This window comes from Peribacillus sp. P4_C12, from assembly GCF_056402095.1.
Genome location: NZ_JBFUIB010000035.1, coordinates 1 through 20408, shown reverse-complemented (window position 1 = coordinate 20408; position 20408 = coordinate 1). Strand labels below are relative to the sequence as shown.

18 protein-coding genes, 1 pseudogene, 1 riboswitch and 1 other annotated feature are annotated in these 20408 nt (G+C 39.0%); of the genes and pseudogenes, 8 read left to right on the top strand and 11 right to left on the bottom strand.

Features of this window, described 5'->3' with window-relative positions; translation table 11 throughout:
• Positions 1–54: 54 nt before the first annotated feature.
• Positions 55–1002: a cytochrome aa3 quinol oxidase subunit II gene (gene qoxA, locus AC1DUW_RS08790; RefSeq protein ID WP_053344298.1), complete on the bottom strand. Its 948-nt coding sequence runs from the start codon at positions 1000–1002 to the stop codon at positions 55–57.
• Positions 1003–1409: 407 nt separating this feature from the next.
• Between qoxA and AC1DUW_RS08785 the strand changes: the two are divergent.
• From AC1DUW_RS08785 to AC1DUW_RS08775, 3 genes and pseudogenes are all read left to right on the top strand, one after another.
• Positions 1410–1579, top strand: a pseudogene (locus AC1DUW_RS08785) (nucleoside recognition domain-containing protein); the annotation flags it as partial.
• A gap of 668 nt (positions 1580–2247) precedes the next feature.
• A complete protein-coding gene (locus tag AC1DUW_RS08780; RefSeq protein ID WP_477642359.1) occupies positions 2248–2487 on the top strand; it encodes a hypothetical protein in 240 nt (79 codons plus the stop codon).
• A 28-nt stretch (positions 2488–2515) separates the two neighbouring features.
• The gene (locus AC1DUW_RS08775) at positions 2516–2677 is read left to right on the top strand and encodes a cytochrome C oxidase subunit IV family protein (RefSeq protein ID WP_235566005.1); all 162 of its coding nucleotides are present in this window, start codon (positions 2516–2518) and stop codon (positions 2675–2677) included.
• Between the two features lie 71 nt (positions 2678–2748).
• On the opposite strand, the gene AC1DUW_RS08770 is transcribed toward AC1DUW_RS08775, so the two are convergent.
• From AC1DUW_RS08770 to AC1DUW_RS08760, 3 genes are all read right to left on the bottom strand, one after another.
• Positions 2749–3057 carry a hypothetical protein gene (locus AC1DUW_RS08770; RefSeq protein WP_053344297.1) on the bottom strand — a complete coding sequence of 103 codons (309 nt, stop codon included), beginning with the start codon at positions 3055–3057 and terminating at the stop codon, positions 2749–2751.
• Between the two features lie 294 nt (positions 3058–3351).
• Complete coding sequence (locus AC1DUW_RS08765) at positions 3352–4587, bottom strand: S1C family serine protease (protein WP_477642358.1); 1236 nt, start codon at positions 4585–4587, stop codon at positions 3352–3354.
• Between the two features lie 236 nt (positions 4588–4823).
• Positions 4824–5552, bottom strand: a complete 729-nt coding sequence (locus AC1DUW_RS08760; RefSeq protein WP_053344295.1) for a COG3014 family protein — start codon at positions 5550–5552, stop codon at positions 4824–4826.
• A gap of 220 nt (positions 5553–5772) precedes the next feature.
• Here AC1DUW_RS08760 and AC1DUW_RS08755 point away from each other — a divergent pair, with 220 nt between their 5' ends.
• On the top strand, positions 5773–6102 hold the full coding sequence (locus tag AC1DUW_RS08755) for a hydrolase (protein ID WP_477642357.1): 330 nt from the start codon (positions 5773–5775) through the stop codon (positions 6100–6102).
• A gap of 286 nt (positions 6103–6388) precedes the next feature.
• Here the strand turns inward: AC1DUW_RS08755 and AC1DUW_RS08750 are convergent, their stop codons facing one another.
• The 5 genes from AC1DUW_RS08750 to AC1DUW_RS08730 all read right to left on the bottom strand — a co-directional run bounded on the left by AC1DUW_RS08750 (position 6389) and on the right by AC1DUW_RS08730 (position 13872).
• Positions 6389–7396 (bottom strand): ABC transporter permease, encoded by a 1008-nt coding sequence (locus AC1DUW_RS08750; protein WP_053344293.1) that lies wholly within the window; start codon positions 7394–7396, stop codon positions 6389–6391.
• A 1-nt stretch (position 7397) separates the two neighbouring features.
• The gene (locus AC1DUW_RS08745; protein WP_053344292.1) at positions 7398–8900 is read right to left on the bottom strand and encodes a sugar ABC transporter ATP-binding protein; all 1503 of its coding nucleotides are present in this window, start codon (positions 8898–8900) and stop codon (positions 7398–7400) included.
• A 65-nt stretch (positions 8901–8965) separates the two neighbouring features.
• The gene (locus AC1DUW_RS08740; protein WP_053344291.1) at positions 8966–10081 is read right to left on the bottom strand and encodes a sugar ABC transporter substrate-binding protein; all 1116 of its coding nucleotides are present in this window, start codon (positions 10079–10081) and stop codon (positions 8966–8968) included.
• Between the two features lie 116 nt (positions 10082–10197).
• A riboswitch (SAM riboswitch) is annotated at positions 10198–10303 on the bottom strand.
• 96 nt (positions 10304–10399) lie between these two features.
• Positions 10400–13141: a GTPase domain-containing protein gene (locus tag AC1DUW_RS08735; RefSeq protein ID WP_053344290.1), complete on the bottom strand. Its 2742-nt coding sequence runs from the start codon at positions 13139–13141 to the stop codon at positions 10400–10402.
• Positions 13142–13698: 557 nt separating this feature from the next.
• The gene (locus AC1DUW_RS08730; protein ID WP_162878730.1) at positions 13699–13872 is read right to left on the bottom strand and encodes a hypothetical protein; all 174 of its coding nucleotides are present in this window, start codon (positions 13870–13872) and stop codon (positions 13699–13701) included.
• A 208-nt stretch (positions 13873–14080) separates the two neighbouring features.
• Positions 14081–14329 (top strand) — a binding site (T-box leader).
• 98 nt (positions 14330–14427) lie between these two features.
• Between AC1DUW_RS08730 and brnQ the strand changes: the two genes are divergently transcribed.
• Both brnQ and AC1DUW_RS08720 read left to right on the top strand, forming a co-directional pair.
• On the top strand, positions 14428–15759 hold the full coding sequence (gene brnQ / locus AC1DUW_RS08725) for a branched-chain amino acid transport system II carrier protein (protein ID WP_053344289.1): 1332 nt from the start codon (positions 14428–14430) through the stop codon (positions 15757–15759).
• A gap of 144 nt (positions 15760–15903) precedes the next feature.
• Positions 15904–16836, top strand: coding sequence for an aldo/keto reductase (locus AC1DUW_RS08720; protein WP_053344288.1), 933 nt, complete (start codon positions 15904–15906; stop codon positions 16834–16836).
• Positions 16837–17077: 241 nt separating this feature from the next.
• On the opposite strand, the gene AC1DUW_RS08715 is transcribed toward AC1DUW_RS08720, so the two are convergent.
• Positions 17078–17350: a hypothetical protein gene (locus tag AC1DUW_RS08715; RefSeq protein WP_053344287.1), complete on the bottom strand. Its 273-nt coding sequence runs from the start codon at positions 17348–17350 to the stop codon at positions 17078–17080.
• Positions 17351–17615: 265 nt separating this feature from the next.
• Here AC1DUW_RS08715 and AC1DUW_RS08710 point away from each other — a divergent pair, with 265 nt between their 5' ends.
• Together AC1DUW_RS08710 and rluF are read left to right on the top strand one after the other, a co-directional pair.
• A complete protein-coding gene (locus tag AC1DUW_RS08710; protein WP_053344286.1) occupies positions 17616–18512 on the top strand; it encodes a DMT family transporter in 897 nt (298 codons plus the stop codon).
• A 115-nt stretch (positions 18513–18627) separates the two neighbouring features.
• On the top strand, positions 18628–19335 hold the full coding sequence (rluF, locus tag AC1DUW_RS08705; RefSeq protein WP_053344285.1) for a 23S rRNA pseudouridine(2604) synthase RluF: 708 nt from the start codon (positions 18628–18630) through the stop codon (positions 19333–19335).
• A gap of 201 nt (positions 19336–19536) precedes the next feature.
• Here rluF and AC1DUW_RS08700 read toward each other — a convergent pair.
• Positions 19537–20408, bottom strand: an 872-nt coding sequence (locus tag AC1DUW_RS08700) for a sugar phosphate isomerase/epimerase family protein (RefSeq protein ID WP_477642356.1), incomplete at its 5' end; no start/stop codon positions are given.

Genomic DNA, 20408 nt, shown 5'->3' with positions numbered 1-20408 from the left:
TCAGGAAAATATTCCTTGTGTAAACCTAGTTGTTTTATCGAGTGAGATTAATTCTTAATGATTCATGTTGCTGTGTTCTGAATGTTCCTCGTGTGAATCTTTGGTGGATTCATCGGATTTCTCAGAATCAGTTTTTTCAGTATCAGATGATCCGTGCATACTATGACCAGCATGTTCCCCTTCAGGAGCTGGAGAAAACTCTAAGTGAGTTCCAGTGTAAGTGGATTGTCCCACATGACCAGGTTCTAATAATTTATTGAATTTTTCCTCAGTAATCGGTTCAGCAGTAGCTTTAATTTCATCTACCCACTTATCATATTCTTTTGTAGGCATTGCCTTAACGTTGAACGTTTGCTGAGCAAAACCTGAACCACTGAAGTTTGAATTTCGACCCATATAATCTCCTGGAACATCAGCTGCTAAGTGCAACGTGTTTACCATGTCCGACATCGCGTATTTTTGTCCTCCAAGTTGCGGAATCCAGAAACTAGCAATTGGTCCGTATGAATAAAGTTTAAATTCAATTGGTCGGTTAGTCGGTATAAACAGATAGTTAACTGTTTCAATATCTTCTTCCGGATAACTAAAATGCCACTTCCAGTTAGAAGATGAAGCGTAAATAACTAATGGTTCTTGCTCTTGGTATCCTTTAGGTGTTGCCTCAACTTCATTTGTTGTTTTAACAGTAACAACTGATAGGAAAGCGACGATTAAAATTGGGATCGCAACCCAAATTATTTCAAGAACCTTACTTCCTTCAATATGAGGTGGTTCATAATCATCACGCTGTTTGGATGCACGATATTTCATTATCATGAAGATATACAGTACAATAACGACAAGAACGACAAAGGCCATTGTCCATATCGAAATCATAATAACATCTGCTTGTGTTGCAGCTACTGGCCCTTTAGGGTCCAAGACCATTAATGGGTTATCGCAACCGGTTAGCACAGTGGCAATAGTAAAAAGTATAGTTAATAAAGCCCATTTTATTTTCATAGTACTACCCCTTTCTTACATAATAAAATTCCTATTGGTAATTATTCGGACAAAGTGTTACCATGTTCACAAACCCCGACATACCAATATTAATCCCAAGTGTATAAAAAGACAATACAAAGTGACATCTGTCACATAAAGTTCATGAAAGAGCAGTAAGAAGATGGTAACTGAACTGAAATGTTCGAAAATCTTTATGAAATGAAATATAATAATTGTTTAATATCTTACTTACGGAGAATTCACTTATTAGTGAAGGATTTGCAAGTATTCCCGGTTCTTTTTCCATTTAATGTTACTTTAATATAATGAATTTTCACATTATATTCTCCCTCGTACATTACCTCAAGACTGGATTTAAATTACTGAATATTCAAGTTTTATTACCTCTCCTGTTAAGAAGATAGCTATCGATGGAATCGTTAATGGATGTTGATGGTATCCAGGATTAAAAACGAATTTTTCTCACTCGACCATGGACTCGGTAACGGCATTGTATATGATGTTGTTTTCCCTGCTTCATTACCCTTGTCGTACAACACTTGCCATTATATATAAGGAAACAAAGAGTGTGAAATGAACATTTTGATCCTTTATGATGCCTACTTGAATGCCTTTCTAGGACATTTGCTGTGGCACATTTAGCCATTCTAATAGGCTTGGTTAAAATAGGGGAAAGGAAAATGGGGGAAAGTCGTATACATTATATTAGGACTAATCACAGGCACACTTGTACTACTTTGCTCTATAACAGGGTTAATCTTATTTAAGAACAATAATAAAATATTGGTAATCAGGTTCCTTCTTCTCGCAATACTTATTGCCCTGTCAGTATTACTTTTCCTAAACTGCTGTTTAGTCCTGTCCTCCTATTTTTGCGGGAGTAGGCTATTTGTGTTTTGTAAATATGAATGGGGCATGAAAAAGGGATATCCTTTCACACCTCAAAATTTATAAAGTGACCAGGGGGCAGGCCGTTTCCCCACATGTTACTTCAAGCGCATTAGTCCATTCACTTTTCTGGAATTCCTCCACCTGAATAAAGGAAACTCACTACTTAAATATCCAATTTTGACAACTGCATCCCTTTTGTTTCTTTTATTATATGCACATAGAAAAACCACGAAAAATGGACCTTTTTAAAGTGTCCATTTTTCGTGGTATAGTTCAGAGTTCAGAATGTAGAGTTAGAACTTTTCATTCAGGAATGTAGTGAGTTTGATGTGGATGGCCAAGCCATGTTGTATGTACACATATTCTAAATCAACTGGATTTGGATCATTGAATATGCTTTCATTGTTGGAGCATTTGTTAACTAGTTGGTTACGCTTTAATCGTGTACAACCTACTGCCATGCCCAAGAAATATTTCAAGCGATCCTTTGAATACACGTTCTCTAGAGTGGGCTACTCTCTGTTCCCAGTTCCAGAATACAACTTCACTATCATACCGACAGCTGATTCTTCACTAGCATTCCGGATGTAGCTTCATCTACCTGAAAGGAAATTTGAGTATGAAACAGTTATTTCCACGTGGACATGTTATGGGGTTCATATTCTCCATGGTTCTTACATCCGTTGCTCTTGGTGTTGATGTATATGACCTTTCTTTGAGAACAGGAATGATAGTCCTTATAGTAGCTTCATTCCTGCAAGCAGGTGAACAACTAGATTAGTTCATGCATGCTTGTGAATCTGATGATAAGAAAGCCATCTACGAAAACGGTATTACGCTCTATTCATTGCTTTAGTTACTGAACTCGGTACTTCTTTTTGTTTTAACTTTTGAATTTATTTTTATGATTTTAGTTGTTTCCGGTACAACTGTTTTACCCTTATGTGTGTTCATCACCATTTCTTCTGTCAGGACAAAAAATATACCAACTAGGAAAATGGCAGCTGCGCTTAATGTAATGGCCATTCCAACAGCAGTTAATATATAATCCTTATTGTAATCGCTTACAAATAAACTTAAAGCAAAAATAATAATTCCGATTACACAACCTGTGCCTGATACCCACTTCACTGCATCTAACATCTTCTGATTAGCTTCCATTATTTCATCCCCTTTCTTTCTATTTTATTACATTTCACAAATTTGTCAAACTTTTTATAATTTTCAATATATTCACAATGAAAACCTTGACAAATTAAAGTTATTACAACTCACTTTTAGGTATTCAAGACTATATGGAAAATAAACCAAATAGTTAAAATACACTACCTATTTTTCCGATAATATCCATTTTTTATACTATTATTTATTTTTTATTATTTACCCAAATATTTTATCGACTCATTAGCTATAAAAATGACTCCTGCCAATTGCTCAGGAGTCATTTCTCTTTTTTTATGAATTTTGTAACGTAATCGTTAAGGTTTTCTCTTCATTACCTCGATACACTTTGACCTTTACTTTATCGCCGATTTTCTTATCTGTGTATAAGTATTTCCTTAATTCAGCAGAGGTACTAATTTTCGTTCCATCAATCTCCACAATGATATCCTGTTGCTTAAGTCCTCCATTCGCATCCGCCGATCCAGTTTCTATACCCGTTACCATTACACCTGACTTTGCAGCTTCAGGGACATTTTGAAGGTAATACTGTGGCAGTTCTTCTGTGTTCGCCAAGCTGACCCCTAAATATGGCCGCGTGATTTTTCCATTTTCAATCAGTTCCGTTACAATCGGTATTACGTCATTACTTGGTATAGCGAAACCTAAGCCTTCCACACCGCTTTCAGAAATTTTCAAACTGTTTATGCCTATTACTTCACCAGCAGTATTGATTAATGCACCTCCACTGTTACCAGGATTAATTGCCGCATCTGTTTGAAGGACATCAAGTTCCCACTCTCCGTCAGATGTATCGACTGATATGGAACGCCCAGTTGCACTTACAATTCCTTGCGTAACCGAACGTGAGAAATCAAGTCCGAGAGGGTTACCAATGGCCAAAACTTCTTCACCTGGACGCATTCTATCTGAATCTCCAAAATTAATTCCCTCTGGTGCTACCGAGGCATTAATCGTCAAAACCGCTAGGTCTGTTAAAGCATCTGCACCAACAACTGTTGCAGTTGCCTTTTGTCCATCATACAATGAAATTTCTACTTCCTTAGCACCTTCAATAACATGATTATTCGTGATGATATAGGCCTTACCATTATCTTTTTTATAAATAACTCCTGACCCCGTGCCGCTCTCAACAGTTTCGCTCTCCGTGCTTTGCTGCTGGAATGGGTTCTGATTTTGCATCTCTTGTAAATTTACGACACCTACAATCGATTTTGAAGCTGATTCAACCATATCTGCTCTTTCATTTGAATCTGTGCTTGTCGATAACTTTTCTGTATTTATACTCTTATTCTTTTCCACGCTCTCGGTTTGTTCTGCCCCTGCAGTTTGTGATGATTCGGTCACTGTATTTTTCTCTGCATCTATAAAATCTCCGCCAAATACAAATACAGAAGATGTAACTATAGAAGCAACAGTTCCAGAAACAAGACTAGTTAACCAAAGCGACTTGCCCTTTTTCGGTTCAGCTTTCACCCGAACTTGCTCATCCCCATTATAATTCTCCATCCTTTATCCCTCCTATGAAAGTCCTTTACTTGGCTCCATCATAAACAGTAATTATTAAAAAATTCTTAAGAAATAAAGAATACGGCAAACTTTTTACAAAAAAGATAAAATGAATGTAGATTTGACCGAAAAAAGAACAATATTGACTGGTTAATAGCTCTGAGATTTCTTACCTCCCATTACGAAAAAAAAAGATGCCTCAAATAACAAGGCACCTTTTTCATCCATTCTATTTCTTACATAAGCTCATAGACTTCTTTTGTCTTCTTATTCACGCCATACCAACCCCAAGTAGCCTTATGCCCACTTCCCTTACTGTCATTGACCATTTCAAACACTTGGAATATGTAATCTCCCTTTTCATCTTCACGATCATATTGAATTTGAAGCTGAGGATAGTTTTCCATGTCAGCGTAGTCTTTCACAAGATTTTCCGCCTGAGCTTTCGTCAATGTCTTATCTGAATCCTTGTTACTCTCGTGATTTCCTTTATCAGCTAGCTTCGATGTGGCGGGGGCCTCCACTGGCTTATCCTCTTCTTCTGACTCGATAACTGGGTCTTCAGACTCATCCCTCGATTGCTCTGCGTCAGTGTCTTCAACTGGCTCTGCACTGGCTTCTCCAGCTTCTGAGGACATTCCAATTGCCTTTTGTACCATGAGTTTACTTTTCTCATAATTTGCCTTATATGCAGCAGCTTCTTCAAAAAACACTTGAGACGCCTCAAAATCTTGTTCCTCGTATTTCTTCATTCCATCTGCCAAAAGGACGCAAAGTTCCATTAACTCTTTCATCTCCCCTGTTTGGTCTTCTTTATACGCTAATTCAAATGCCTCATGGGCCTCTAAATAATTTGCCTCTTCCACCTGACTTTTTCCTAGCTCCATGTTGGAATCGTAATTCCTGGTGGTACAGCCTGAAACAATTAATGCCATCATTAAAATAAATATGAGTAATCTCTTCAAAAAGTCACTCCTCACTTTTACTGAATACACATACACTTCCATATTATTCTATAAATCTATCTTACCCGATTTCACAAGAAATATCTGACATCTTTATCTCTATCGATTTATTATGGAGAATGTTCACTTTTATGATTATATTTTTACAAATAGTGGTACATCATAGATAAACGCTTGAAAGGGTGAAGAAAAAATGTTGTAGGAAAAACAGACCTATCATGTGGATTTGGTCAGCGGCGATGTACTAGGAAAAAAACTTGAGGAAAATCCAAGCTTTACTATATACGCTACAGATGAAGAACTAGCAGAATTAAAGCAATGCCTAGAGGAACATCGAACAGATGACTTGGAGTCATATGCCCGTTCTCATGTACCATATCTTCTCTATCATCATGACCGGGCAAATGATAAATACGATGAAGCTACGAAAAAGCTGTACGCCATCATTTATAAATTAGGCGATGAAACAGCCCGAAACCATATTGAAGAAATCAGCATATTGGCAGATAACAAATTCAAAGGCAACGAGGAAATCCAAAACTTTAAATAGGAGAATGCTTAAACAGAACCTGAAATAACAAGTTTCTATTTTTTAAAAGAACGAGAATGAAAAAAGCATCTTCGAAAGAAAGTGATTTAACACATGAGGTACATCAGACGATCAGAGTGTTTGGAGTTTTTTAGGAAGAAAATTATGATGGGATTAGTTTTGGAAATGCATAATCCTAAATAAAAATATACCAGAACTGTTTCATTTAATAGGTAACGATTCTGGTATATTTAACGTTTTGCGGATTACTTTACAATGAAAAATAAGGTGTCATTCACACATAAGTCTAGTGTTTTTGCTTATAATAGGTAACCGCTAGCGCAAGGGCAAGTACGGTTCCTTTAACGATGTCCATCGCGTAGTATGGGACAGACATCATAATCAGTCCGTTTTGAAGGATTCCAATCAGGACTGCACCGATGAAGGTTCCGAAGGCATTCGGTTTCCCTGCTCCTAGAACGGATGAACCAATAAATGCTGCTGCAACAGCATCCATTAAGTAAGGAGACCCGGAATTGATTTCGGATGTCATGACGCGGGAAGCAAGAACAATTCCCCCGATTGCGGCAAAGAGAGCCGAAAGGAGATAGGCCAGTACTTTGTATTTATTTACCGAAATTCCAGAAAGTCTGGCAGCTTCCTTATTTCCCCCAATAATGTACATATAACGACCGTGCTTGGTATAAGTTAAAAAGATATGGGTAGCTATCACAATGACTGCCATGATCAGAATAATCCAAGGGACCTGTCCAATCTTAGCGAAAAATGGGCTGATCAGTCCTTCAGCGAACGTTCCATCAGGCATGACCATATTTTGTGAAACCGTTGCTCCTTTTGTATAGGTAAGGGCAATCCCTTGGATGATGAACATGGTCGCTAATGTCATCAGCATGTCAGGAATTCTCAATTTTACAATCATGAATGAATTTAATGCTCCTACTACAAGCGACGCACCGATTGCAGCTAATATCGCAATCAGGGTATCCTGCGAAAACCAAACAAACATCGAAATGACGATCGCATTAGCCAATGATGCTACAGAACCAACGGATAGGTCAAAACCATCCACAGTTAAGGATATCGTAATTCCAATCGCAATGATGGTCACGATTGAAATAGAACGCAGAATGTTAATTAGATTATTAGCTTGAATGAAAGATGGATTTGAAAAGGCAAATATCCCAACCAAAATAATAATCGTCAAGATTGTGCCGTATTTATAGAAAAAGTCGAATAAGTCTACTTTTTTCTTCGCTTTTGTTGTCTGTGTGAGAACAGGAATCGGTGTGCTCATCCTATTTGCCTCCTGTTGAGTAGAATAGTAATTCTTCTTCATTGGTTTTGCTTGTCTCTAATTCGATGACTGTCTTTCCACCATATAACACATAAGTTCGATTAGTAATACCCATGATTTCAGACAACTCAGATGATGCATATATAATTGCCTTTCCATTTCTGGCAAGTTGGGCAATCAATTCAAATATGTCCTTCTTTGCCCCTACATCGACGCCTTTTGTAGGTTCATCAAATATGTATACATTTGCATCAGCAATCAGCCACTTTCCGATAGCGACCTTTTGTTGATTACCACCTGACAAGTTTTCAACCTTAGCTTCCTCTGAAGGGGTTTTAATACCAAGACTCGTAATAAGTTCCTTCGCTTTTTTCTTTTCCGCCTTACGATCTACAAAGCTGAATATCTTGCTGAATTTCCCGATACTTGCTGCAGTCAAGTTCGTTGCAACTGATTCCTGAACAAGAATGCCTTCTTTCCTGCGTTCTTCCGGTACAAGTGCCAGACCACTTTTTACTGCATGATGCGGTGTTTTCAATGAAAGCTTTCTACCATTCATCACGACTTCCCCTGTTGTGATAGCAGTATGACCGAATAGGGTTTTACATAGCTCTGTTTTCCCTGCTCCAACCAATCCTGCCAAACCAACAATCTCTCCTGCTTTTAGATGAAGGCTAACATTTTTAACTTTTTCGGCATCTGACAGTCCCTTCACTTCCAGAACAACTTCACCAATCGCAGCATTTACAACAGGGAACTGTTCATCCATTGTTTTCCCAAGCATTCCCTCGACCACTTCGTTTTGAGTAATATCCGCTACTTCTCGGCATGCAACACTTTTCCCATTCCTCATAATCGTAATTTCTTCACAAATTTCAAAAATCTCTGGAAGACGATGGGAAATAAATATGATGCCAACGCCTCTTTGCTTTAATTCATTTACAATTCGAAATAGTTCTGTCGTCTCCGTATAACTTAACGGAGCAGTTGGTTCGTCGAGGATCAGGAATTTGCATTCAGTCGAGACTGCTCTTGCAATCAGAACCATCTGTTTTTCAGCCAAGGTAAGATCTCTTACCAGCTTTTTCGAAGAGACACCAATTTTCATCTCTGCCAGGATATAAGTGGCTTTTCTATGCAACTCTTTCCAATGGACCATTTGTTTTTTGCCCATGTTTTGCACCGTATCATTCAACATTACATTTTCCCCAACAGTTAAATAAGGAATGAGTGCCGTATCTACTTCCTGATAAACAATTTGAATACCTTGTTCCTGTGCAGCCTTCGGTGAACGGATATCCTGCTTCTTTCCATCCAGAAAAATTTCACCTGTATAATGGGCATGAGCGCCCGATAAGACCTTCATTAGCGTAGATTTCCCTGCTCCGTTTGCGCCGACCACTGCATGGGCTGTCCCTGATTGTACTGAAAAATCAACTTCACTAAGCGCCTTTACTCCCGGAAATTCAATCGATATCTTTTTCATTTCTAGTTGTGTGCTCATGCCCATTCCCCCTATTAAACAGACACTCTCTTCACTAGAAAGAGAGTGTCTACTGACTCTGTTTTTTACTTTTTATAATGATCTTTCAATACTTTCATCCATTCTTCTTCAAATTCCGTTGATACTCCCCATCCTTCGACAATACCGGACAAGTTGGCCATGTTGACCGCTTCTTTTGAAGCTTGAATCTGCTCTTGTGAAATAAGTGAAGCTTCTAAGTCATATGTTTGCGGTGTTTCTTCACCCGCTAATTTTTTTGCTAAAATCCTCATATTCACTGCACCAATCAATTTCGGATCGACAGCTGCCGTGTAAGACCAAGAACTGCCTTTCGCTTGAATCTCCTGAAGATCAGCATTAGATACGTCGATTCCGTATATCTTCACTTCATCGCGGCCAGCTTCTTTAATCGCACGAGCCGCTCCAATTGCGAATGCATCCCATGTTGCGAAAATCGCATCTAGTTTGCCTTTGGGATATTTATTCAACATTGCGGCTACCGCATTTTGTGTCTGAACTGAAGTATCTGCAGATGCTACTCCGAATCTTTCGACTTCTTTAATCCCAGGATTTTCTTTTAATTTTTCCTGATACACCGCATTTCTTCTCACCATTGGCGGGAAACCATCTACCCAAAGGTATGCAATCGCTGCTTCACCTTTTTGTTCTTCTATCAATTTATCAAAAGCCAGAGTTGCCAATGCTTCATCATCCTGTGAAGTTAAGGTCACACCGTCAATTTTAGATAAGTCGCTAATAGAGTCGAATGTAACAACGCTCTTTCCTGCATCAACCAACTTTTGAACGTCATTCACTGTTGCTGCATCATCACCATGGGAGATAATATAGCCGTCATAATCTTCTTGTAAAGCCTGGGCGATTGCATCATGGAATTTAGCCGTATCGCCATTTGCTGTATACGTATCCACTTGAAAACCTAATGCTTCTCCTTCTTCCTTCGCTCCAGCTAAATATTGAGCCGTATGATCATCTCCGCCAATTTTACGAATGACTTTGATTTTGGCACCTTCCCCTTTTGCAAATCGTTCTGGAACATTTTTAAAGGATACTTTTTCATCCTTCTTTGATTCTGTTGAACTTTGTCCTGAAGAGCAGCCCGTTAAAAGCAAAGCCGAAGCTATGACCGAAACGAAAACCCTTTTAAAAATTGACTTCCTCATTTTAGTTCCTCCTACTTTCCAATCATTAATCTTATCAATTAAGTTGGTGTAAATCCCAAAATAAAAACCTCTCTAGAATAGAGAGGTTTAATCAGCTGATTTGCAGACTTATCCCTCTCTTATCTGTCAAAACATTTCTGTTTTGCAGGATTTAGCACCAATTCCTAATGGAACGGTTGCTGGGCATCTTAGGGCCAGTCCCTCCGCCACTCTTGATRAGAGAATATAATGTGTTACGTTTTTCGTAATTACCACTTTATAGGGATATAGTCGTAAAGTCAATAGATTTTTGAATATTTAAAATGTTTCTTGTTACACTTATTTTCTTTGTAGCTTAGCCAGACGCTTTTTCTCGATCTTTTCAAGTCTTTCTAACTGACGTAGTTTCACTTCAAACAGAGTAATCGGGTCACGGTATACTTCCGGATTTTCTCTCATATGCTCCAGTGCTGCCTGATGATCTTTGATTTCAGTCTGTGTTTGTTCTATCGTCTTTTGAAGTAAGGCAAATGAACTGCGATAGAAAAGTGAGATATCTCTATCCAAAGATTTTTCAAACAATCCGAATTGTGTAAGGAAACGGTCACTGATCATTTCTGCAACATCCAGGTAGTCTTCACTTTCTAGGTACTTCTTATACCGGTTGTACATATTAGCTTTATTTTGCGGAATCGCTCCAAACAGCTTCCCTGCCCCTTTAAGCAGCAATTGCGATGGGGTCCGGCGTAGTAAAATATTAACGTCTTCAATGCGGATACTGCTTGTCATCCGATCCGCATCACGGCGCCAGTCATCCAAAACTCTAAAGTCTCCGGCAAGTGTAATTCGCTCTTCTTTGTACAATTCATTGAACCCTGCGCTCATTTCATCCATAAACTGTTGAATTTGTGTAAATTCCAACTGAGATGTAGCAATCCAGTCTTGAAGAGAACGATAATATTGCGGCATAATCTTGTCTGAAATATATGCCTGAATCTGCTCATTCATTTCCTCGTTCAACTGTATATGAACTTGGCTGAAATCGCTACTTTCCGTTAATGATTTAGAACATTCTCTCAGTAATTCAGGGATTCTTGAAGAAAGCTGTTTTTTCACTTCTTCTTTAATTGAACGGTACGACCTTATGATATTTTCACTTTTTTCTTTTTCCAAATCTGCCAGTTGATTGACGGCTCCATTCAATTTGACTTCCATCTGCTCATTCCAAGAAATGGAGTGCTCGCATTTCCGCTCATTAGCTGCCCGTTTTTCTAGCAGGTAAGATAACGTTTTGCGAATGAATGCAAGAATCTTCTCAGATCTTCTTTCCTTCCAATTATCAGCTTGATAATTCGAATCAAGGAAGGATGAAAGGTCCTGTAACTGCTGTTTGCTGTCATAAAGTTTGGAGAAAGCAAATACTTTTGCGTTCGGGAAATACGCATTCACTTTATCCCATGTTTCATCTTCCATCCGGACTGCCACTTGGTCACTGTAAATCGTATCCATCTTATTTAGTAAGAAATGAATCGGAAGTTTCGGTGCCATCATTTGAATTTCCAATAACAAATCTCGTTCACTACCGGTGAAAGGAGCTCGTGCATCGAGAACAAACATCAATCCATCGCTGCCCTGTAAATACCCTTGGAAATCAGAGTCTACACTTTTTTCCCCATTGAACCCTGGTGTATCAAGTAAACGCAGGCGATTATTTCTTAGGTAGTCACTGATAAGGGTCACGTCGACAATGGTTCCGCGCTGACGGCGTGTTTCATCCAATTCAGTTAACTCACCAACGACCTTGTGATCTGTATCTGTAATTTCATAGATTTCCAGATTATCTCCATCTTTGACACTGACAAGGGACGAATGGTCCTCGGCAGCAATACTCTCTCCAGCGAGCGACTGAATAAAGGATGTTTTGCCATTGCCTGTGCTTCCGACAAGAAGAAGATTGAAATTTTCAGTATCCTTAAGTCCGTCTACCATCCATTTCAGCTTATTGCCAACTGTTAAGTTATTCTCTTCAGCCCACTGAATAATGGAATTGAACAGTTTTTCGCCCGCTTCCAATCCGCCTCCCAATTTAGGCGATTTTGCTAACAGACTTTCTGCATCCTGAACAACCAGTGCATTAATTGTATCAGGGAAAATTTCATTCCATGACAGAACGGACGCCGCTGCAAATAACGAAAGCTCTCCATCAGCGATTTTTAACCAATTTTCCAACAATCTCGGCACAACAGGACTCAAATCTTTGATTAAGTGTGTTCCTTCAAGCAAACCGGCATAAGCATCCCGGTAATAGACAGAAAGTTCATCCCATACATCACCTGGATGTAATTCGATGCCATCTATCAAATTATTAATGACTCTAAGCCATTCAAAGTAGGAATCTGTATATTTATAATTTTTCCAAAGTGCAACCGTCATTTTTTCAAAGCGATCCTGATCAAGGTTGTATAACGCCTCGAGAACATTTGAGAAATAATCCGGAGCCATCGATTGAGCAACACCTTGCTGGATATACGTTTTCAGCACATCAAACCAAATCATTGATTCCGTACGGATACTTTCATTCGCGGCTAAAACTACAGCACTGTTCCAATCCTTTTGTTCTTCAAAAAAGGAGCGTGCAATTGCGGTGACATTCGGGTAATCAGGTTGAAAGTCGACTGCTTCCTTAACAACTTTAGATGCCAAATCATTTCTTGATTCTACTATGTAAAGAGAGAACAGCTGTAGAAGGACTTCCGTTTTCAATACCGCTTCATCCGTACTGACGGATTTATATATATCCTCAGCGGTCGAATACATCTCTAGTTCAAAATAAGCATCTGCAATATTCTTTTTCGCCCATGAACCAAGTTCACCTTCTATGTTTTCCCACTTAAAAATGGCTGCTTCATAGTCATGATGCTGGAAGTATACTTCTCCTTGAGCAAACCGAACTGCAGTTAAATCCGCTCTTTCCTTTTTTTGTTCCACGAGAAACATTTCACCTAATGCTTGAATTGGATGATTGCGTGTATCCTCAATCATTGTTTCATAGTATTTTTTCCCAATCAGTCGTTCATCCATCTTTATTCCCCCGATATATTTCATATTTTCAATTAAAGGATAATCATCGATATGGAGTCTTTATGAAAATCGAATAATAACTATTCTCAAGACTTTGTCTATGAAAAGAGATTTATAGGTCCTTTAGTTAAGAAAATTATTTATAAACCTTTAAAATATTATTTTAACAAAACAATATGGTAACAACATTTCATGACTCTTACAATTTTAAAACAGAAACAAATAGAATTGTAATGAATTTAATATAAGACTCGAGGAGTTATTTCTACTTTTGTAAAAATATGTTTTATTTAGTTTTACCAATATCCGAAGAGGTAGGAGGGAACAATTCTTATACCATTAAATTACCAGAAATCCCGCCCGTAAACTACCTATAAGTGGTAAAAACGAAAATAATTTTCACTTGAATACTTCCTACAAGCGAAAGTACAATCTTCTCCCTAATAATAATAAATTTTTATTTGAAAGTTCATATAAAAAAAGCAGTACCTTTATTCATGAAAGGTAACTGCTCTCTGATAAGCACCGAACAGTAATTGCCCTTTGACAAATTGGGATTATACCCCTGTACGCTTACGTTGATTATTTGGCTTTTTAGTTAACTGGCTTTTTAGCTGTTTCGTTTTTTTCACAACGCCAGTTTCCAGTTTATCTTGACTTGAGCCCGCTTGCTTTTGCGCCAATTTTTGTTTGACTGCATCCGCCAGGCTTAACTTTTTATTTTCAGACATAATGTTGTCTCCTTTAGTGTTCTGTCTTCTATTATAATATATATGCGGTTAGAAAGATAATAGGGAGTTATATCCGATTCTTTTCACAATAAATATCTCCAAATAAAGGAAGGATCGATTATAGGGGACTAATCTCCTGCTCTTGACGATTTGTACTGTCAAATTATGTTGACTTAATAATTAGAATTTGCTAAATTATCTATATATTATAAAATCTGTGAAGAGAAAGAGTAAGATAAGAACCCTGTTCTACAGAGAGTCGACGTATGGTGGAAGTCGATGTCCAAGGCCTATCCGAAAATCATCTCTGAGATGCAAAGCTGAAAGTGAAGTAGGCTTTGACGGGCTTTCCGCCGTTACAATGGATCACGTATGAATTCGTACGTTGACTGAGTGCCGTAGCTTCTTATGAAGCGCGGAATATGGGTGGTAACGCGAGCACAAACTCGTCCCTGATTATTAGGGGCGAGTTTTTTATTTGCAAAATAACACTTTTAATAGCCTTTTTGGGCCAGTCGACGGGTACTATCATTTTAAAAAAAAGGAGAAATCACCATGAAAAAAACAGACACATTATTTATCGGCCTTATGCTTTTCTCGATGTTTTTCGGAGCTGGAAACCTTATTTTCCCTCCATTTTTAGGAGCTTCTTCCGGGACTTCCTTCTGGCCCGCCATTGCAGGTTTTGTCGCCACCGGTGTCGGCCTTCCAATTTTAGTACTCCTCGCCGTTTCACTTGTTAAAGGTGGGGCGCAAACAATCGGAGCGCGTGTGCATCCTATATTCAGCACACTGTTCATGGTCGTCATCTATTTGAGCATCGGACCGTTTCTTGCGATTCCACGGAATGCAAACGTTGCCTACGAAATGGGATTCAAGCCGTACCTTGGCGACTCGATGAATCAATCCCTATTTCTATTCTTATTCACGGCCGTATTCTTTACCATTGTTTATGTCATTTCTTTGAATCCTAAAAAAATGGAAACTTTTATGGGACGCTGGATTACACCTACCCTGCTTTTGGCCATGGTCATTCTCTGCGTCGTTGGATTTGTAAAGCTTGATGCACCATTCCAAGCTCCAACTGATACGTATGCAACAGGAGCATTTTCAAAAGGTTTTATCGAAGGCTATAACACGATGGATGCTTTAGCTGCCCTTGCTTTCGGGATAGTTATCCTTACTTCGATACAGCAAAGAGGGATTTCAGATCGGAAACAATTGACGAGATATACATTAAAAGCAGGCCTCATCGCCGGCGTATTGCTTTCTTTAGTTTATATCTCCTTAGGTGTAATGGGAGCGCGTATGGCAGCAGATGGTTCATTTGAAAACGGAACAGAGATCCTGACTGTCGCATCCACCCTTTTACTTGGAACAGGCGGTAAGATTCTATTAGGCGTTATTTTCACCTTAGCTTGCTTCACGACCGTAGTCGGTTTGACAACTGCCTGCGGACAGTATTTTTCAAATCTTATTCCCAAGGCCAACTACAAAACCTTAATTCTGATTGTAACACTTGTCGGCTTCATTCTTTCAAATATGGGTCTGAATCAAATTTTAAAAGTATCGGTACCATTCCTTGTGATGGCTTACCCGTTAACAATTGTCCTGATAGTTTTAACGTTCTTCAGCCGTCATTTTAAAAACCCGAAAAAAGTATATCGGAGTGCAATGATCTTCACCGGCGTTTTTGCTCTAATAGATGGATTAAACGCATTCGGCTTACCATTAGGACCCGTACAAACGTTTAGTGATGCCCTTCCTCTTTCTTCATACGGAATGGAATGGATCATCCCAGCTCTTGTCGGAATTGCCAGTGGCCTTCTACTCAGTCAGATCGGACAAGCAGCCCAATCTGAGGAATTGGAAAGCGCAACGTTATAATAGGAAAGCAGATGATTTTGTACAAATCATCTGCTTTTTTTCAAGATAGAGTTTTTAACAGTTCCCACTCTACTCACATTTCTTTATTTTGGTATTTACCTGCCACTTTTTGTTATGATAATGCTAAAGGAGATGATTAGTAATATGTCGAAGCAAACGCGAATTGGTAAAACAGATCTATATGTGAATCCGATTGGTCTTGGCACGAATGCCATTGGCGGACATAACCTTTTTCCTAATCTAAGTGAGGATACAGGAAAAGATGTCTTAATAACTGCTCTTGATGAGGGAATTAACTTTTGGGATACAGCTTTCATTTACGGTCCAGAGCGTTCAGAAGAAATTATCGGTGAAATTCTTAAAAAGACCCGCAAACGCGAGGATGTAGTCCTTGCTACAAAAGGGGCCCATAAATTTGTCGATGGGAAAGTCGTATTAGATAACTCTCCGGCTTTTCTGAAAAACGCAGTAGAATCTAGTTTAAAAAGACTCCAAACCGATTATATCGACTTATTTTACATTCATTTCCCTGATGAAGATACACCAAAGGATGAAGCGGTCGGTGCCTTAAAGGAATTGAAAGATGCAGGTAAAATCAAGGCAATCGGCGTCTCAAATTTTTCCTTTGAGCAATTAAAGGAAGCGAATAAAGACGGCTATATCGATGTCCTGCAATCCGAGTACAACCTATTCAGACGGGAAGCAGAACAAGATTTTCTGCCCTATACAGCTGAAAATGATATTTCCTTTATACCTTATTTCCCGCTTGCTTCCGGTCTGCTCGGTGGAAAATATTCTCAAGATTCGACATTTGAGGATGGCCGTGCAAAAAGTCCACTTTTCCAAGGACAAGCCTTTGTTAGCAACCTGCAAAAAGTAGAAGAAGTCCGAGAGATAGCAAACAGAAGAAATGCCGATGTTGCTGATGTAGTACTAGCTTGGTATTTAACTCGGCACTCGATAGATGTCCTAATTCCTGGAGCGAAAAAACCAGAACAGGTCACACGCAACTTAAAAGCGTTAGAAGTGGAATTAACCATGGATGAAATTGCCGAAATCAGCGCGATTTTCGCTTAAATAAGAGTTTAATAGATTTAGAGAACAAGGAAAAAAATAATAAAAAAAGGTTCAATGATTCTAACAAATATGGTTAGAATCATTGAACCTCAATATACTTTTCATTTATGAATTACTACTCCAAATAATTTATGTATGAATTAAATCTCACTTTGGACAGGCTTCCCCCCTTATTGAAGTTGTCCTTTTTCCAGCATATGCATCACCTCCACTTTACAGATGATCTGTTCGGCTGAACCCCCTATTTAATCAATATTTCCCGCAGCAATCCCCTATCATTAAAATAGAAAATAGCATCATATTTTTCACCATGATATAGAATCGCCTTGTGCACAAGCTGTATACTTGGAGTACCAAACAATTCAATCATTTCTTCAATAGACCTACTTTGGTGATTAGTATCTATACTTATCCCTTTTATGTGTTCATCATCGGTATAGGCAAACTTCACAATTTCATTTAATTCAGTGGCGTTACTTTCCTCTTTACTTTGCCCAATGGTATCAAACCCCATAACTGATGTTAGAGGATTTCTAAATTCACGAAAATATTGGACGATATTCGTCGTAGTAACACCAATGTAGCTTTGTGATTTTCGGTTATGAAAGTGTTCTTTTCTTCTATTATAATTATTCCCTTTAGATCCTTCCTCAATTATCCTGCTAAAATGGCTGATCCATAGGATCCTCTATTAAATTGCTTCCTTTTGTAGATTGCTTACATTTTTCTACTTTGATATATTTAGTGAATATTCCTTCAATTCGAAAAGAGGCTACCTTATGAAAAAATCCTATATTCTCTTATTTCTCATCTTGGCCAATCTGTTTTGGGCCGGCAATTATATATTTGGCAAATACGTTGTGACCGAACTTTCCCCAATCCAACTAACATTTACCCGCTGGCTAATTGCCGTTTTCTTATTATTCCCACTAGCCCATTGGATTGAAAAACCAAATTGGAAGAGTGTATGGAAAGCCTGGAAAGTACTTTTAGCAATGGGTTTACTCGGCATCATCAGTTATAATTTTTTCCTTTATTGGGCTCTGACCTATACAACATCTATGAATGCTGCTCTTGTCAATTCAATTAATCCTGCATTAATCGTTCTTTTTTCTGCATTGCTGTTAAAGGAGAAAATTTCAATCCATCATGTACTAGGCCTTATCATTTCATTATCCGGCGTATTATTAGTCTTAACAAAAGGACATCTCCTGGAAATTTTCCATCTCACTTATAATAAAGGCGACCTATTGATGATTCTGGCTATTCTCGTTTGGACCTTCTATTCAATAATCGGGAAAAAGCTGAAAAGCATTCCGATTATTTCAGCCACAGCCGTTTCTGTATTTCTCGGTTTGATTCTCGTTGCTCCATTTGCCATTGGCTCTGGACTGAACTTTGATTTAAGTGGCCCAGCAATCACAGGTCTTTTATATATTGGAATCTTCCCATCCGTAGGTTCCTTTATTTTCTGGAATATTTCGCTTCGTCATATCAATGCCAGCCAGGCTGGAATTTATCTTAATCTGATTGCCGTCTTTACCGCCATTCTAAGCCTGGTTTTAGGACAAACGATTACTATCGTCCAAATCCTTGGGGGGCTACTTGTCTTCACTGGCGTCTACTTGACGAGTAAAAAGAAAAAGGACCTTCAAGCTGTCACGAAGTCCATGTAAAAGTCATTCGGTAATTTGCATCCATGAACGCTTTCTTGCCTTTCCCTCTTGTCTATCCATCATGATTTACGTTATCCTTTAAAGAAGAAAATCTGAATGTAAAGGTGTGCTTTAGTTGAGGATCAATAAATATATTAGTGAGTCCGGGATTACTTCGAGACGAGGCGCGGATAAATGGATTGCCGAAGGCCGCGTAACGATTAACGGATCTGTTGCTGAGCTTGGCAGTCAGGCTGAACCAGGCGATGATGTTCGGGTTGATGGTAACCCCATAAAGGTAGAACAGCAAAATGTCTATATTGCGCTGAATAAGCCAATAGGCATTACGAGTACGACAGAAAAACACATTAAAGGAAATATTGTTGATTTTGTTAATCATCCACTAAGGGTTTTTCATATTGGACGTCTTGACAAAGACTCAAGCGGCCTCATCCTGCTTACAAATGATGGTGATATCGTGAATGAAATTCTGCGTGCAGAGAATAAGCATGAAAAGGAATACATCGTAACTGTGGATAAGCCGCTAACCTCTTCTTTCATACAAGATATGGCATCCGGCGTGGAGATTTTAGGTACGAAGACACTCCCTTGCAAGATCAAACAGTTGAACAAATATACGTTTAACATTACATTAATGCAAGGATTGAACAGACAAATCCGCCGTATGTGCTCAGCGCTAGGCTATGAGGTCCGCGATTTACATCGAATTCGGATCATGAATATCCATTTGGATGGGTTAGCCCTCGGACAATGGCGCGACCTAACGTTGGATGAATTGAGGGAACTGTTTAATGAGTTGGATTATACGCCTAGGCAGAGATGACTCAAAAGGATGCCCCTGAGTTCGGGGGCATTCTTTTTTATTCAATCTGTCCTAGACTTTTCAACATAGACTTAACTTTACTCGCAAATTTTGCCCTTTTACTCGTGAAATTGACTATTTTACTCGTGAGTTTCGATTATTTACTCGTAAATTCCAAAATAAAAAGCAACCTACGATAGGCTGCTCGTTATCGGCTATAAATTACACCCACCATAAATCAGTTGGGCTTTCGTTGATGAGGACCGTTTTCAAATTGGTTACTGCACGTTGAAAACCTTCTTCAATTGACATTAGCGGGTCTTCATGTTCAATGCTAACGACATAGTCATAGCCATATGTGCGAAGTGCACTCATGATGTCGGACCACTCTTGAAGACTGTGGCCGCAGCCCACCGAGCGAAAGTTCCAGGCACGGGTTTGGATGTTTCCATATGGCTGCATATCGGTAAGGCCATACATATTGATGTTATCCTGATCCAAGTATGTGTCTTTTGCATGGAAGTGGTAGATTGCTCCCGCTTTCCCAAGGATTTTGATGGCTCCCACCGGTTCGATCCCCTGCCACCAGAGATGGCTTGGGTCAAGGTTAGCGCCGATTGCGTCCGATGTAGCTTCCCGTAGTTTTAGCAAAGTGTAAGGTGTGTGAACGAGAAAGCCTCCGTGCAGTTCGAGTCCGATTTTAATATTGTGTTCATCAGCAATTGCTGCAGTTTTTTTCCAATAAGGAATCAACTTTTCTTCCCATTGCCATTTCAAAACGTCTGTATACTCATTCGGCCATGGCGCAACAGGCCAGTTTGGATATTTAGCTCCTTCGTGGTCACCCGCCGTACCGGAAAATGTATTGACGATTGGGACATTCAGTAAGGACGCAAGCTTGATTGTTTTTATGAGCGTTTCATCACTTTCTTTGGCAAATGATTCATCTGGAGAGATGGGATTGCCATGGCAGCTGAATGCACTGATAGTTAGGCCTCTTGTTTGAACAGATTCCAAGTATTTTTTGCGCTTTTCTTCACTTTCCAACAGTTCATCTAACGGACAGTGGACATTACCTGGATACCCGCCTGTAC

Bases quoted from the DNA above. Each gene is read 5' to 3' on its own strand.
- AC1DUW_RS08740 (WP_053344291.1), bottom strand. From the start codon at position 10,081: ATGAGGAAGTCAATTTTTAAAAGGGTTTTCGTTTCGGTCATAGCTTCG.
- AC1DUW_RS08765 (WP_477642358.1), bottom strand. From the start codon at position 4,587: ATGGAGAATTATAATGGGGATGAGCAAGTTCGGGTGAAAGCTGAACCG.
- AC1DUW_RS08775 (WP_235566005.1), top strand. From the start codon at position 2,516: ATGAAACAGTTATTTCCACGTGGACATGTTATGGGGTTCATATTCTCC.
- AC1DUW_RS08770 (WP_053344297.1), bottom strand. From the start codon at position 3,057: ATGGAAGCTAATCAGAAGATGTTAGATGCAGTGAAGTGGGTATCAGGC.
- AC1DUW_RS08780 (WP_477642359.1), top strand. From the start codon at position 2,248: ATGTACACATATTCTAAATCAACTGGATTTGGATCATTGAATATGCTT.
- AC1DUW_RS08720 (WP_053344288.1), top strand. From the start codon at position 15,904: ATGTCGAAGCAAACGCGAATTGGTAAAACAGATCTATATGTGAATCCG.
- AC1DUW_RS08745 (WP_053344292.1), bottom strand. From the start codon at position 8,900: ATGAGCACACAACTAGAAATGAAAAAGATATCGATTGAATTTCCGGGA.
- qoxA (WP_053344298.1), bottom strand. From the start codon at position 1,002: ATGAAAATAAAATGGGCTTTATTAACTATACTTTTTACTATTGCCACT.
- AC1DUW_RS08715 (WP_053344287.1), bottom strand. From the start codon at position 17,350: ATGGGGTTTGATACCATTGGGCAAAGTAAAGAGGAAAGTAACGCCACT.
- brnQ (WP_053344289.1), top strand. From the start codon at position 14,428: ATGAAAAAAACAGACACATTATTTATCGGCCTTATGCTTTTCTCGATG.
- AC1DUW_RS08710 (WP_053344286.1), top strand. From the start codon at position 17,616: ATGAAAAAATCCTATATTCTCTTATTTCTCATCTTGGCCAATCTGTTT.
- AC1DUW_RS08730 (WP_162878730.1), bottom strand. From the start codon at position 13,872: ATGTCTGAAAATAAAAAGTTAAGCCTGGCGGATGCAGTCAAACAAAAA.
- AC1DUW_RS08735 (WP_053344290.1), bottom strand. From the start codon at position 13,141: ATGGATGAACGACTGATTGGGAAAAAATACTATGAAACAATGATTGAG.
- AC1DUW_RS08750 (WP_053344293.1), bottom strand. From the start codon at position 7,396: ATGAGCACACCGATTCCTGTTCTCACACAGACAACAAAAGCGAAGAAA.